This window comes from Bacteroides sp. BFG-606 (assembly GCF_024788145.1).
GTDB classification, from domain to species: domain Bacteria; phylum Bacteroidota; class Bacteroidia; order Bacteroidales; family Bacteroidaceae; genus Bacteroides; species Bacteroides vicugnae.
This window is the reverse complement of the sequence record NZ_JANUIL010000001.1, coordinates 5,296,114-5,310,847: the sequence shown is the minus strand read 5'-3', so window position 1 is coordinate 5,310,847 and position 14,734 is coordinate 5,296,114. Positions and strand designations below refer to the sequence as shown.

Genomic DNA, 14,734 nt, shown 5'->3' with positions numbered 1-14,734 from the left:
TTTGCAGGAATGCTGTTGCAGAGGTCCCATTCATCAGGACCTTTGCAACAGATAGCAGACTTCGTATACTATTGTTTTTTTATAATAGATTCGCTTGGTGTTATTCCGAAATATTCTTTATATTTATGTCGGAAGTTTTTTAGATTCTTTAATCCTATCATTTCCGGAACCACATTTACAGAGTATTTTCCGCTTTCTAACAGTTCACGGGCTTTTTCCATTCGGATTCGGTATATAAAAAATTTAGGTGCTTCTCCTGTCAGCGATTTCCATTTATTGAAGAAAGTAGTTCTACTCATATATAGTTCGGACGCGACTTCATCAATAGTCAGGTTTTCCTGATCTATATTTTTTAGAATATAGTCTTTCACACGATCGATGAATACGTAATTATCTTCATTCAGGTTTTCGTTCTCTTTTATCTTTAAGAATTGTTCCCCGAATATTTTTTGTAGGAATGATTTTCTAAGGAAACGACTATTTTTGATTAGAACGTTTATTTCTATTTTTAAATCTTCTACATGAAAAGGAGTATGTAAAAAGACATCGGCCAGCGAGGCCTCTCTTGTGTTTTGTTGTTTGCCGTCCAGATATGAACCGTAAAGGATAATAGGTATAATAGAGGTCTCTCCGGACGTTTTCAGTCTTGAAGAGAGTTCGTTTCCATACATCCCATGCAACATCATGTCACAAATCACGATGTCCGGGTATTCTTCTCTGATGTATTTCAGGGCTTCCAGACCGTTGTCGAAGCTTTTTACAATGAAGTGTTCGGATAAGCGTGTTTCCAGATAAGACCTGAAGTCTGCATTACTGTCAGCAAGGAGTACTGTAGGCTTGGCTGACTTTCTTTTATGAGTCTCTTTACAGAACAGAGAGTCAATCTTTTTTTCTTCCTGATTGACTGTGAACTGTATGGGAGTATATTCGGACATATTTTTATGTGTATATTTTAATGGAAATCTTAGTAAAACACTCTGTTGGGAGTGATTGATGAGAATCTTGCCGTTGCACAGTCTTAACAGTTTCTTATAAAATATACTTTTATCGAAACTATATTCAAGTTCTTCTCCCCGTTTGAGTAATTGAAGCTTTTTGTATGTGTAACATTGGGTCAATCTCCTGCTTTTGTAACCGGTTATTCTAATTTGCCAGTGTTGAGGGTTTATAGAAATAGCCAAGATAATTGTTTGCTTTTGTCCGGCGTGGTCTATGGCGTTTCTTATGAATTTATCAATGATTGGAGATACCTTACTTTGGTCGAACCAAGTACTGGCATACTTGAATTCTGTCTTTATTTCCAGTTTTATTTGATTGTTGATGGCATGTTCTCTTAAAGAGTCGACTTTGTTCCTGATAAACTTTCCGAGTTCATATTCTGCAATATCCACACTTCCGGAATGGGTGAATAACTGTTTCAAATTCATCAGTCCGGTTAAATGTTCGTTGAGACAATCGATCTTTCGGATTGCCAGTAATAACTCCGTTTTGGCATTTTCGGGACAATGATCATTGTATATTGTTTTTAATGGAGTATGAATCGATGTGATCGGGGTACGAATATTCCCGAAGGAGTCCATTAAATATTGAATCCCTTCTTTTAATAAATTCTTTTCTTTTTGTATAAATATGAAAGACCAAATCCAATAAATTGAAATTCCGCCTGCAATAAACAGTGGGACAAGGTATAATTGATAAATAAGAAGTATAGTTATGACAACGGGAACGAGAGGTGATGTTGTTATTGAGTATTTCATTTTAATTTGTTTTAATGGTGCCACTTAGATGGGATACACCTATTTCCTACGTTTGAGATAAAAGAGTAAATTCACTGTAACTATAATCTCACAGTTATGTATTCATAAACTCAAAATATAAATATTTATGGATTTATATTTTGAGAGGTGATAGTTGAAAGTAAAATTTATATGAGGAGCTTGAATCCTAACAATTTGAATCATTCTTTGAGAAATGGTGGATTTCCTCCTGGCAACAATGATAAATAGATCTATTTTTGTTTATTGAATGTTTTTATTTACCGTGTGGTAATACTGATGAGGGGGGAACGTATTGCATATTCGGTACTATCGATACATATCCCGATAAGTACCACTTTGGATTTTCTCATATAAAGATAGAAAGGAAGTACGATTTATTCCTGCGAAGTAAAAATAATGATAAGTTGTAACAAGTGGATGATGATATGAATATTGGATGACAGTTTATTGTCGTTTGGTGTGTTTGTTGTGAAAGATGGTGAATTATAATTGTGATTTTTTAACCAACTGTCTGTCGTCGATAGAGTAAGGTTCCGTTTTCGTATTCAACTCATATAAAAAGTTGTATCATTAGATGGGCAGGACTATAGAAAGGTGCGGCGATGTTGAGAAAACCATATTTCACTTCTTCGTTGTCGAATCTCAACATATAGGTATGAAAACGTTGGTCGTATGACTTTATCGCTAAGTAGCCGCTTTGATAAATCATCGGAACAGGATTACTGATGTTCGCTCTGTTATCACTCAATGAGGCGGAAGAGACTTCAATGCCATCCAGTTGGCGAAAGTCGAAGTCCTTCTTTTTAAGTATTTCTATCAAGAATGTTGGTGTTCCGCTGGCAAACCAATAATCGCCGAAACGTGACTTGGAAAGGGCACTACATATTCAATATAACAGTACTATATACAAAGGTAACAAACATTTGTATATTACGTAATGAACATTAGTAATAATAAATTCAGGCTTCCTGTTAGCTATTTTATATGGATGTTTTAATCTTGCTGTTGGGTAACTGTAGGGATGCATAACTGAATCAGGCTTATTGCATAAGTCTGTCCATATAAATGCACAAGTGTAATTTCATTGTTGTTTTATTATCTGATAAGTCATGTCGTAAAAAGTGCAGTTCTCTTCTGATAAAATGTGGCAGCATTTAAAGTTTAAGAAATTTCGGTTGCTACTACTCTTATTTTTGCTCGAAACTTTCCCTCCAGTTAATTCTATGAGCATTGGAAGAGTTAGTAGCTTCCGAAGGATAATTGTTTGAATAGGGGAAGACCGGACACTGTTCTGTAATAGAACAGTGTCCGGAATCTTCCTACTTGGTTATTCTTTATTTTTCTGAGTCACCTCGATACCTGCAGGCCACAATACTGCTTTATTATGGGCTTTTGCATCATTCCCGTGGCCGGAGAAATCTTTGGCTATATCGCCTTCGCCTTCGTTGAACTTCCAGTAGGCGCATAGACCCGGGGCATTTTCTGGGTCTTCTATATTATACATGTTTTTGTAGATTTCCTCTTGAGTGCGGGCTGTGTTCCATATGCGTACTTCGCAGATTTCGCCGTCAAGTTGTCGACTCATGTCGTCAGGCTCACCATAAGAGTGGCCTATTTTGAACATGAATTGTTTACCACGCTCTTGCATACCGAGGTTGATGGGTAAGCCGTTTCCGTAGTCTTCGGCGCGGCTTTGTTCACGTCCATCAAGGTAGATGGAGGCGGTACGCGCTTCAGTGTCATAAACTACGGCTACGTGGTACCATTCATTGGGAAGTAGTAGTTTACTGTTGTCAGCGTTGGGTATTTTGTTTTCGTTGGCGGCGAATTGTAGTTGTTGTAAGGGGAATCCTGTATCGCCAAGGCGCAACAGACAATATTGCTCAATGCCCATGATGGTACAGATGTTTTTCGTTTTGGCGCCGTATTTGAAGTCATTCACACGAATGATGGCTTCGTAGGTGAGTTGCTTCAGATCGTTGACGATGTCGGCAGTGGGGCTGTTTTTGTCGAAGCCGGGCACTTCGAAGTAATTATCTTTCAAATTGACAGCGGTGGTGATGGCACTGGAACGTCGGATGATATAGCAGATGGTTTTCGAACCGTCGAGAATGCCGATTCCTCCTGTTGCCTGACTGATGGTGACGGGGAGTAGATAGCCGGCGTCGATAGTGAGTTCGGTGAGGGCGTCGAAGTCAATGGTGACAGGCGCTGAGATGGTTTTACCTTGCGGAATAACGGCTTGCTCGGTGGAGAGAGTGTAGTATTTGGGGGCGAGCAGGGTGTAGTCTGTTTCCAGGCGGGCGTTGTAGGTGTTTACCAAGGTAGGATCTACTTTAATGCTGACGTTGACGTCGCTTCCCGTCGGCTGTGAGAGCTGAGCGGCGATTGTTTGTTGACCGGTTTCGATGAGGCGGTTGAAGGTGAAGCTCGTCACGTCCTTCTGTTGGGCGACATCGAGGTAGACTACGCTGTCGAATGGGGAGGCGTTGCTATAGTCCTTGTTGTCGCAGGCGGCTAGTGACAGTAGCATAGCTGCGGTGAGGCTTGAGAGAGAGGCTGTGCATAGGATGCTTCGGAAGATTTTTGTTGTTTTCATGGCATTTGAATTTTTTGTTTCTTTACGGGATTGATAGATATATGTTGTTTCGAATTTCTTCGTTGATATTCTGTTTTTGTTAGCGTCCGTCCGTCGGGTGTTGCCGATGGGGGGGACGTTGCTGATGCTTCTTTTTACGGGGAAGCATTGTTATAAGGATTAGCGTTGTTCATAGCTGCTGGCTCTGGTTTCGAAATGAGAGAAGCCGGGAGTGCTGCTTGTGGAAGCATAGCTTTCGGAACAGTCTACTTTCGTGCGGACACTCCCGGTCTTTTCTTTTTTTAATTTGCTTTGTTTAGCGCAATGCTTACTTTTCAGCAGCCGTTGCAAAAAATTTAGCTATGAAGGCCATGACCCTACTAGTAGTTTTTAGGATATGAAGTACCGGTATAGCTAACTGTTTTTCCACCCCATACTCGTGAAGCAAAATTGTTCATTGTTCCGGAAGCATCATAATTACGTACATTAAACATCATGATTGCACCATAATCGCCATAGTTTTGCGCAGCACTTTGGATTTGTCTTGCACTAGGATAACCGTCGGTGTATTGTATTGACATACTTGCCCATTTGCTGTTTGAAAATCCGGAAGGAGCACCATATCCGTAACCGAAGTTAGGCCACATATAATTCATAGCGTTCAGAGCATTCTGATTGAAATATTGGGCATAGCCGTAATGGAAAGCAGTAATTAACTTACCAGACATTTTCGGATTCGCGCGTAAGGCTGTAATCAACGAACTGAAGTTAGTACCGCTGGGTGACGGGGTACCTGATATTTTTCCGTATTCAGCATATTCGTCATCAAAGTCTACACCATCAAGTCCATTAACTTCAATACAATCAGCCACTTGGTTAGCGAATGAAGTTATTTGCGCACTGGTTAGATTAGCAAATCCCACACCTGTATGATCACCCAGCAAACCGAGCAATACTTTGATACCCTTGTCCTGCAATGGTTTCACCAATGTATTTCTGTTGTTCAGAATGTAAGTCTGATTCGGGTTGTGATATAACTCTACAGTCGAAACTGTGCCGCGAATGTTCGATGCGAACAATATCACGTGATCCACTACATAGTCTTTGTCCGCTTCTGTACCGGTGAAGTAGTATTCACCCATATTTAACGGATTGATATCGTTTGTCTCGATATACGTTGTCAGTTTCGGTGTTTTAACGGATACACCACGGGTCGCTACCGGCTGGGCATCTTGAGATGCTACTACCAAGTCTTCATTGTTGCTGCAACTTGTAACGAACAATACCATAATTAATGTAACTAGAGTAAAAAATAAATTCTTCATGATTTTTTGATTTAAAAGTTAATAACTAATTGTGAATGGGAATTTTTTCACATATAAACACCTCCTTTTTTCTTTTAATTCTTATTATCTGATTATCATTTTTTATCTTGGTTTCTTTTGGTCAGATTATGATTGATCTTTATTTACCAGTCTTTCCTATAAGGATTGTTTTCAGGACCTCCATTTATCCTATTGTCCAAAGCTTTTCCATCATACAATACATCTCCCCATATTACTTCGTCTCTATTAAAATCCCAACTATCACCGTCATCCATGAATGGAAGAAGGCTATATGTGCCTAACATTATACCAACTGCTGTTTCATAGCCACCATACTCATTACCGATGAGATCATTTCCATAAACTATAATATTGCTTTTTTTATATCCTGCGGATTTCCATTTAGCTATTGTCTCTGCTGCCTGGTCTCTATGTTTTATATCAGTGCTAGAATACAGAGGTACATTTACACTACCGTAACATTTTTCATCCAATCCGGCAATGGGTTTTCGCGTGTATTTACTATAAACCTGTGTACCTTCCGGGTTGGGAGTGATGGCTTGCAAGTCTTCCGTTGGCGAAACGTAGCCGTGCCATGCATAATCAATGTGTTTGCCTACTTCGATGCCTCCACATTTGTTGATGTCGTAGAAATATTCCGTAGCGTCTCCTTTATCTACCAATGTGAGCAATTTGCCGGGTAAGGCTTCACGCAATGTCTTGATCAGCATGGGGTATGAAGTGGTGTTCATTGCCGGTGTTCCTGCTTTGCCGTATTTACTGTCATCATCCAATAGGTTTACGCCATCTAGTTGATAACGATTTACCGTAGCTTTCACTTGACTGACGAAATCGGTTATCTGTGTGTTGGTCATGCTGCAAAAGCCTATTCCTTTGCCACCATTTTCAATACAAATGCATACTTTGTGGTCATACTCCTGGAGATGGCGGATGTATTTATCTCTATGTTCCAATACGTAAGACAGGTCGCTACCCAAGCTGAACAAAGCACGTCCACTGGTAGCGTCATAGTCTATTGTTGCTTTTTTGAGGTTTACAATATTCCCCATGTTATATATTGGTGCAGGCATGGTTGAACCTTCCGCTTTGACACTCCATGCGTTGGCGATCAAAGGCTGATACGTTTCTGTATTTACATAAAATACTGAAGTCAGACCGGGCATCATCGGTGGGATTGGTATTGGTTCGTAGCCAGGTGTGCATGTCGTTATCTTTTCCCGGAAGCTTATTCTGTAATAAATCACTTGTTTGGCAGCTTGCACTTCTATACCTGCAAAGTCCCGTTCGAGCGTAATTGCCAACAGGTAGAGCGTTCCAGCTTCCAGTCCTTCGGGAGAAAGGGTGACACTAATATTTTCGGATACTTTCTTTCCAGTGGGTATGGTGAGTGAACCGCCGTCCTCAAAGGTCACATTGGTGACAGGAAATTCTTTCATTTCGGTGCTGTTGTCACTGTTGTATTTCGCTACGAGTTCCGGTGATGGAACAACTTTTACTGTAACGGTCGTTGTAGCGGGCTTGGTTAGTGCGTAAACTATTTCTTCGGTGGCTGCGCCATCGTCTTCATACATGCCCACGGTAATCATGTGGGAAAGAGTCTTTCCACTGTATAGCTGTCCTCCCATGCTATTCATAGGTGTTTCGTCAGGCAGCACACCTCCGATTTGTGTGATATCTCCTGCGGTGCATCCCGTCAATGCTACCAACAACATGGAAAGGGCGAAGTATTTGAATGAGTTATTCATAAGATTGATTTTATAGTATTTATGCATTGTTTTTTATCATTAGTTTCGGTTTCCTGCAAACTAATATTCCATAATTTCCATCCTCTTACTTTCGTCTACATGGATGGATTCATCGTCTGTATAGCCGTCCGGCAAGTATGGTAATTCTTTTCAGGTTGATAATAATCTTCACCTATGGAGTATATTGCCATTCCTCCCAAAGGACCCAAGCCAACTACACGGTTAGGTATTTCGAGCACGGCGTTATGCCATGTTCCGTTTTCGTCCGCTAACTTGCCGTTCATCTTGGTGGCTAGTATCAGTTGCTTTTTTGATAGCGTTGTATGCGTCTCCAGTGTATTTGCCACAAGCAGTTTCAATGCCACGGCTCTCTCTATGTCGGCGGTGTTGAGCACTACGTAGTTCAGTTTCTCCATGTCGGCAGCGTCTACAAAGGTGGGATCCCCTTCAAAAACGAGTGCTTTTCCTGTGGCGGATAGTTTGGAGACAATTAACCGTGCGGACGCTTTGCGTGCAGCCTGTTCAGTATCCGTACCACCATAAAGTGGTATGCCGCTGAAAGCGAAACCATCCATGTTTAACTCTGCAACAGTGGCTACCGCTTTGTCCAACCATGCGCCCAAAGCGGCGTCATCGGGAAGTTCCGTCATTTTCTTGGCATAATCTACGTGGTAGAGCACGCGGGTACTTTTCTCTTGTAGTCCGGGGATATCCTCACGGTCGGCAGCGGTGATGTTCTCAGAGTTTGCCAACGTAACAAAGTCCAGTGAATCGGGCAGGGAACGGAGATAGTTGCCTTCGTTCTTTGAAGGCTCAACGCCGTTGTTGAAGCTCGCGTATGTGATGTAGTGTTCGCGTTCGAGCTTGTAGATGCGAAGCGATTCCATATAACGTGCCCAGAGTTCGGGATTTTGCTTGTCCGGGCCTTGGATGGTGTAGTCCACCTCTTCCGGATCTGTCCAGTCTTCACAAGACGTAAACAGATATCCTCCGGCTATTGCGATTGTCAGGAGACAAGCCATTAAATTGGATCTCAAATAGCTGTGTTTCATATCTTTTTGTTTTTCAAGGTTTTACTTTTATTAATTATTCGGTTTGCAATCCCACCAGAGGCGAATATTTATTTGGTCTCCTCCCAGCATCTGTGCGGCTTCTTCCACGTGTCCTCCGTTGAGGCTGTATTCACTGGCAGGGTATTGCAGGCGACGTATTCCGATGTTAGTAAGTTCGGAATATGAGCTCTTATTGTCAACGATGGGGAGCATTTTGGGATAACCCGTGCGGCGGCGTTCACTCCATGCTTCGATGCCCAGCGGGTAAATGGCAATCCACTTCTGGGTGATGATGCGTTCGAGGTTTTCTTCAAAATGATCTTCCTTGCTGTCCGTGTTCCACGCGATTTTGATGTTGGATGGGGCACTGGTGTCGTATTTGCCCAGCGGATCGGCATAGGCTGCTGGCACCATGCTGTTGTCGGCAGCGTAAGCTTCGGCTCCCGATGCTCCGTGTTGGGCAAAGGAGAGGGCTATGCCTTGCTCATAGAGGTCTTTGGCCTCTCCACCCATTGCCCATCCCCGCAATGCGCCTTCGGCACGGAGGAATGCCACTTCGGCGGCGGTCATCCAGGTGTAAGGGTCGGTGGCGGTCATGAGGCGGTTGGAGTAGACGCTTTTCAGTTGGTCGTCGGTCACGCCTGTCGGTAGTGTGCCGATGCGGATACCGTAATAGCCTTCTTTACTGCCGGCGGTGCCGTCTGTTTTGCCGTTGCCTTTACCCATGGTGAAGTATTTTTCGCGGCGAGAATCCTGATAACCGTTCATGTAGCATAGAATGTCGGCACCAATCCGATAGTCGTTCCAAGTGTTGAAACAGAGGGCAGAACGGTTTTCGGCTACGTGAAATAGGGCGTTGTCGGCATTGTCAGTAATCACACCCGCCTTCACTGCCGCTTCGGCTATCCGTTGCACTTCTTCTTTCATCTCTGGCACGTAGCAGAGACGCATCGCCATGCGAAGTTGCAGAGAATGGAGGTATTTGCGCCATTGCTCCACGTTTCCGTAATAGACGTCGTCAAGCTTCTTCAGGGCATCGGGGTCGAGTGTGAGGTTGTCCTCAAATGCTTGGTCGGCTTCATCCAGTTCCTTGAACATCTGCTTGTAGATAACATCCTGCGAGTCGTAGGGAGCACTCAATGCAGCGGCTTCTCCTTCCACCACTATCTTGCTGTAGGGGATGGGTCCGAACATGTCGGTAGTGCGTTGCATGATCGCCACTCGCAGCACTTTGGCGATGGCTTGCGGAACGGGCACGTCATTCAGTTTCATCAGATTGCGGTAGTTAGGATAGGTGTTGGTGAAGATGGTGGAAAAGGCTCCTTCCAACCAATCCGACTTGGGATTATATGTTGAAAATTTTTCAATCCATCCGGTGTGCGTGTCACTAAAATATCCACCATAAGCACCACCGCACATGGCTTCCATAAATTGATACAAATGTTCCTGCGTGGGGATCACCTGACCTTCAAGTGTTTTTAATTTGGAACCTACGTTATAGTTGTCTCTCCCCATCTCTTCCTCAGTGGTTTCAAAAGGGTTTCGATTGATATCATTGTCCATGCAACTACTAAAAATAAGCAGCGTGGCAATTGATATCATTGTCAGATTGAACTGTTTTATGTATTTCATGCTATTCATCGTTTTTAGAAGTTAAGCTTAATGTTGAACCCGATGTTGCGGCTGCTCGGCATCATGAAGTAGTCGATACCCTGGTAGAAGTTGCCGGTAGAGGCTACGCTTTCGGGGTCGAACGGCGCTTTATTGTATATCATCCAAAGATTGCGGCCTACAAGTGATACATTGATGTCGCATACGTTGCCTATCCAGCGGCGGGGGATGGTATAACCGATGCGCGCTTCCTGAAGGCGGACATTCGTTGCGCTGTATGTATAGTACTGTGGCAATCCGCTGGAACCGGCGATGACCTCAAACCACTTTTGTGCGTCTACCATCGTACGGCCGTTGACGAGCACTCCACCGGCATCACGGGCGGCAGCGGTTCTTTCGGAAACTCCGTACTCATCCATAGCGGCCTGTGTAGCTGAATATGCGATACCACCGATGCGGGCGGAAATAAGGAATCCCACGTTAATGCCTTTGTAAGAGAAGGAGTTGTTCCATGCCAGATTAGCTTTCGGGAATACGCTTCCCAGTTTGATGTCGTTCAGGTTACCCACTTTGGAGACGTTGCCGGTGGCGTCTATCTGGACTTTTCCCTTGTCGTCGCGCACCACGTCGGAGCGGGTGTAAAGGTCGCCTAGCGAACCACCTTCTTTCAAGATGAACTCAGCCTGTGCCAATCCGCGTCCGTCAGACGTCTTCAGCGGAAGCCGGTCTTTGTTGATGATTTCTCCGGTTTCGGGATGCACGTAGTTTCTTACCAGTTCGGTCAGCGTGTTCTGGTTGCTGGAAATGGTGAAGCTGGTGTCCCAGTTGAAGCCGCTCCAAGTGTGTGCATAGCCTAACATAGCTTCCACGCCCACATTGCGCACGGAACCGGTCTGCACATACAGCTTGTCGTAACCGGAAGATACCGTAATCTGCGGGTCGAACGTTTGGTTGTGCGTGTTGGCGTAATAGAAGGAAGCGCTTATTTTGAAGTCACGGAACAGCGTTGCGTCCAAGCCTACTTCCCAAGAATTGGTGCGTTCGGGATAAAGTGTGCCGATGGGGTAGATGGATTTCTCTTTCCACTGTTGCAGTGTGGCGTCATACGGAAAAGTCGGTATGGTCAGGTAGCGGGGGTAAGGAGAACCCACAGAACTGTATGAACCGCGCACTTTCAGGTAGCTGACCCATTCGGGCAATTTCACCATTTCGGTGATTACTGCCGACAGACCTACCGATGGATAGAAGAAGGAAGGGTCTGTGGTGCCGTGAATTTGTGAAGCCCAGTCGTTACGTCCTGTCAGGGTGAGGTAGAGCATACTTTTCCAACCTACTTCCACGTTGGCGAAGATGGAATACGTTACGTCTCTCCACGCTTCCTGAACGGCACGTTTTTTCACATTGTCGAGGTCGAACACGTTGAATACGTTCGGGATTCCGTTCTCTTGTATCGGTCCACCGTAACTAAAGGTACTGCTGGCATTGTTGCTCAAACTGGTACCGATGTTGGCTACGAGGGTGAAGTCTTTGATACGTTTGTTGATATTCACCAAAAAGTCGGCGTACGTTTGGCTCGTTTCATTCTTAGCAATTGTATAATGCCCCTGGTTGCCGTCGGTCAGCGTGGCGATGGTTCCGGCATAAAGTTTCTGCTCGTATGTATTATTGGAGTTGTCGATACGGATACGCCCCGACAGGTTCAGCCAATCCAGTACATCGTAAGTCAGTCCGGCGGACATCATATAACGCTTCTTGTTGTTCTCGTGGAGATTGCGGTATGAAATCCAATACGGATTCTGCATACGGAGGTTACCTTCGCCCTGTGGCCAGTAAGGTAAGTTGATCTTGCGCGCGTCGCTCCAGCGTTCAAAAATCTTCACCAATGAGAAGTCATCGCTTCGAGGGAACAGGTAAGTCGATACCAAAGGGTTGGAGTATACACCCTGATTAACCATGTTGCGGTCATTCTGGATGATGTAACTGGCTCCTACATCGAGCTTCATCTTGTCGTTAAGGAAACTGGTCGTGTTGCGGAAAGTAAAATTATATCTGTTATACCTATTGTTGGGAACCATTCTGTCGGAATTAGTCGCTGCTGCGGAGAAGAAGGTCTGGTTCTTTTCCGTTCCGGCAGACAAGTTGACGGAGTTGGAATATACTGCTCCCGTCTCGAAAAAATCAGTGGGTTCGTACCCCATACGGCTCGCTTCGTTCAGCTTCGGTCCCCAACTGAGAGTTGTAGAGCCGTTTGCTTTGCCATAGCTTCCTGTTCCGTAGCGATTCTGGAATTTAGGCATTACGAATGGATTCATCCAGTCGATGCCGGTGGACACGCTTGCCTGTAGCTTTCCTACTTTTCCTTTTTTGGTGGTGACAACAATAGCTCCATTGGCTGCGTTGCTACCGTAGAGGGCTGCCGCTGCCGCACCTGTCAGTACGGAAATGCTTTCGATGTCTTCGGGATTGATGTCGGCGATACCTTCCGTAGCACCTTTTGAATCGAATTCCGTACCGCCACCACCGCCGAAATTAAACATCGGGATACCGTCGATCACATACAGTGCATTGCTGCTCTGCTCAATGGACTTCGTTCCACGCATCACCACTTTACTGGCACCACCCACACCGGATGAACTTGAATTGATTGTGACACCCGCTACTTTACCGTTCAGGCTATTAACGAAGTTCGCGTCTTTGATTTGAGTTAATTCGTCTGATTTTACCTGCTGTACATTATAACTTAATGCCTTCTGTTCGCGCTTGATGCCGAGGGCTGTTACTACTACTTCACTTAATTGCTTGGTGTCGCTCAGTAATTTTACGTCATAGATGTTTCTATCTGTTATTTTCACATTTTGAGATGCATATCCTATATAAGTGAAACTTAATGTACTGCCTGGAGAAGCGGTAATTGTGAAATTACCATCTATATCGGTGATAGCTCCTTCGGAACTTCCTTCCACCTTGATGTTTACTCCGATCAAAGGTTCATTGCTCTCGTCAACGACTTTTCCTGTTACTTTCTTTGCAGGAATTTCTTTAGGCTTGTTGTCCGGAATAATCATAATATATTTCCCCTTGAACAGGTAAGTGAATCCGCTCCCTTTAAGGATTTGTGAAAGGGCGTTCTCTAATGTGACAGCTCTTAGGTTAAGATTTAAGACGGGCTTGTCTTTCAACTGGGAATCATTGTATCCGACAGACAAGTCGGATTGTCTTTCAACTTCTTTAAGTGCCTCAATAATAGATATATTTTTCTTTTGAATGGTAATTTTGGCACTGTTTTGCGCAAAGGAGGGGGTCTGCATCAATAACATGCAGAAAAAAAGAATAAAACTTCTTCCCTTTGCTGTTTGGTTTACTATAAATTCATAAATTTGTAGCATTTTCTTAGTATTAGGTTATTAACTAATTTATTTCACGGTAATTAAGAGTAGAACTCTAATATTGAGAATCTTGATTTCATATCCGGGATAGAGTTCGGGCTCTGTTCCGGATACTTTTTTGCATGTCTGTAAAGGGTTAAAAAGGTTTGTTCTATATTGTATATTTTTACTGTTTGCTGTTTTTTCAGGTCATCTGTTACTTGGGAATCAAATAACAGCGTTTTCCTTTTATTTTATAGTCCATTTGACCGACAACATTTACTATAACGTCCATCACTTCTGATAATGTGGCCTGTTCTTTGAACCGGAAACTATATTTGTCTTCTTTTATATTTTTGAGCTGGTACTCGAATGTGTACGGATATTTGCGTTCGAGTATCGTTATTATGTCTTGGATATTCATTTCTCTGAATACTAGCTCACCACGTTGCCAGGCTGTCACATCCATCATGTCGGGGTTGTTCAGACAATGGAAGCGTGTATGCCTGTTGTACGCCAATTGCTCGTTAGGGCTTAAAATGACTTGTGAGTTCAGATTATTATATTCCACAAGTACGCTTCCCGAAATCAGGGTTGCAGCGGTTATCGCATTTTCCGGATAAGCTGACACATTAAACTCTGTACCTAATGCTGTAACTTGAAAGTCGTTGGATTTGACGATAAACGGGTGTTTTTTGTCAGGCTTGACTTTGAAATTGGCTTCACCAAGAAGAAATACACTACGGTCTTTGCCTGTGAATTCCTGCGGATATAAGAGCGTACTTTGTGAGTTCAGTTGCACTTCGGTTCCATCGGGCAGGATAAGAGTCCGTGTTTCTGCTGTCGGGATGTATTGTTGCAGCAAGTCAGGGGTTGCATCTTTTCCTATTGTAGAGAGATAGATGGAAGAAGCTGCCAAAAGGAAAAAGACGGCGGCGACTGCCTGCCAGATATGAACCGGACGAATCCTGCGTTCTTTCCGTATGGAAGGAATATTCGCATTCTTTCTTAATTGCTCGTATGATTGGTGTGTATTAGATACAATCTTTTGTTGAAGAGCTTCCTGCCAGAGAGTAAGTAATGCATCTTCTTTTTCGGAAGTATGTTCTTTGTCTACCAACCATCTGTAAAATTCTTGTTGAGTAGATTTCGGATATTCGCTTCTAGTGAATAAGGTCAATATTTTCTGGAAATAATTTTTCATTTATGCTATTTATTATTGGTGTTATATAAATAGCACACTTGAAGCGGATGAACTA

Annotated in this window: 8 protein-coding genes and 1 pseudogene; all 9 read right to left on the bottom strand. The window is 43.5% G+C overall.

Features of this window, described 5'->3' with window-relative positions; translation table 11 throughout:
* Positions 1-68: 68 nt before the first annotated feature.
* Positions 69-1,757 carry a response regulator transcription factor gene (locus tag NXV01_RS20435; protein ID WP_148367595.1) on the bottom strand — a complete coding sequence of 563 codons (1,689 nt, stop codon included), beginning with the start codon at positions 1,755-1,757 and terminating at the stop codon, positions 69-71.
* 572 nt (positions 1,758-2,329) lie between these two features.
* Positions 2,330-2,664 (bottom strand): annotated as a pseudogene (locus NXV01_RS20430) (AAA family ATPase); the annotation flags it as partial.
* Positions 2,665-3,105: 441 nt separating this feature from the next.
* Positions 3,106-4,377, bottom strand: coding sequence for a DUF1735 and LamG domain-containing protein (locus tag NXV01_RS20425; RefSeq protein ID WP_259023144.1), 1,272 nt, complete (start codon positions 4,375-4,377; stop codon positions 3,106-3,108).
* 359 nt (positions 4,378-4,736) lie between these two features.
* A complete protein-coding gene (locus NXV01_RS20420) occupies positions 4,737-5,681 on the bottom strand; it encodes a glycosyl hydrolase family 18 protein (protein ID WP_195650491.1) in 945 nt (314 codons plus the stop codon).
* Positions 5,682-5,824: 143 nt separating this feature from the next.
* The gene (locus tag NXV01_RS20415; RefSeq protein ID WP_229128695.1) at positions 5,825-7,447 is read right to left on the bottom strand and encodes a BT_3987 domain-containing protein; all 1,623 of its coding nucleotides are present in this window, start codon (positions 7,445-7,447) and stop codon (positions 5,825-5,827) included.
* A 95-nt stretch (positions 7,448-7,542) separates the two neighbouring features.
* Complete coding sequence (locus tag NXV01_RS20410; protein ID WP_229128694.1) at positions 7,543-8,499, bottom strand: glycoside hydrolase family 18; 957 nt, start codon at positions 8,497-8,499, stop codon at positions 7,543-7,545.
* A 30-nt stretch (positions 8,500-8,529) separates the two neighbouring features.
* Positions 8,530-10,131 (bottom strand): RagB/SusD family nutrient uptake outer membrane protein, encoded by a 1,602-nt coding sequence (locus NXV01_RS20405; RefSeq protein ID WP_272225279.1) that lies wholly within the window; start codon positions 10,129-10,131, stop codon positions 8,530-8,532.
* A gap of 14 nt (positions 10,132-10,145) precedes the next feature.
* Complete coding sequence (locus NXV01_RS20400) at positions 10,146-13,496, bottom strand: SusC/RagA family TonB-linked outer membrane protein (protein WP_259023143.1); 3,351 nt, start codon at positions 13,494-13,496, stop codon at positions 10,146-10,148.
* 196 nt (positions 13,497-13,692) lie between these two features.
* Positions 13,693-14,679, bottom strand: a complete 987-nt coding sequence (locus NXV01_RS20395; protein ID WP_195650487.1) for a FecR family protein — start codon at positions 14,677-14,679, stop codon at positions 13,693-13,695.
* Positions 14,680-14,734: the final 55 nt, after the last annotated feature.

Bases quoted from the DNA above. Each gene is read 5' to 3' on its own strand.
- NXV01_RS20435 (WP_148367595.1), bottom strand. From the start codon at position 1,757: ATGAAATACTCAATAACAACATCACCTCTCGTTCCCGTTGTCATAACT.
- NXV01_RS20425 (WP_259023144.1), bottom strand. From the start codon at position 4,377: ATGAAAACAACAAAAATCTTCCGAAGCATCCTATGCACAGCCTCTCTC.
- NXV01_RS20420 (WP_195650491.1), bottom strand. From the start codon at position 5,681: ATGAAGAATTTATTTTTTACTCTAGTTACATTAATTATGGTATTGTTC.
- NXV01_RS20415 (WP_229128695.1), bottom strand. From the start codon at position 7,447: ATGAATAACTCATTCAAATACTTCGCCCTTTCCATGTTGTTGGTAGCA.
- NXV01_RS20410 (WP_229128694.1), bottom strand. From the start codon at position 8,499: ATGAAACACAGCTATTTGAGATCCAATTTAATGGCTTGTCTCCTGACA.
- NXV01_RS20405 (WP_272225279.1), bottom strand. From the start codon at position 10,131: ATGAAATACATAAAACAGTTCAATCTGACAATGATATCAATTGCCACG.
- NXV01_RS20400 (WP_259023143.1), bottom strand. From the start codon at position 13,496: ATGCTACAAATTTATGAATTTATAGTAAACCAAACAGCAAAGGGAAGA.
- NXV01_RS20395 (WP_195650487.1), bottom strand. From the start codon at position 14,679: ATGAAAAATTATTTCCAGAAAATATTGACCTTATTCACTAGAAGCGAA.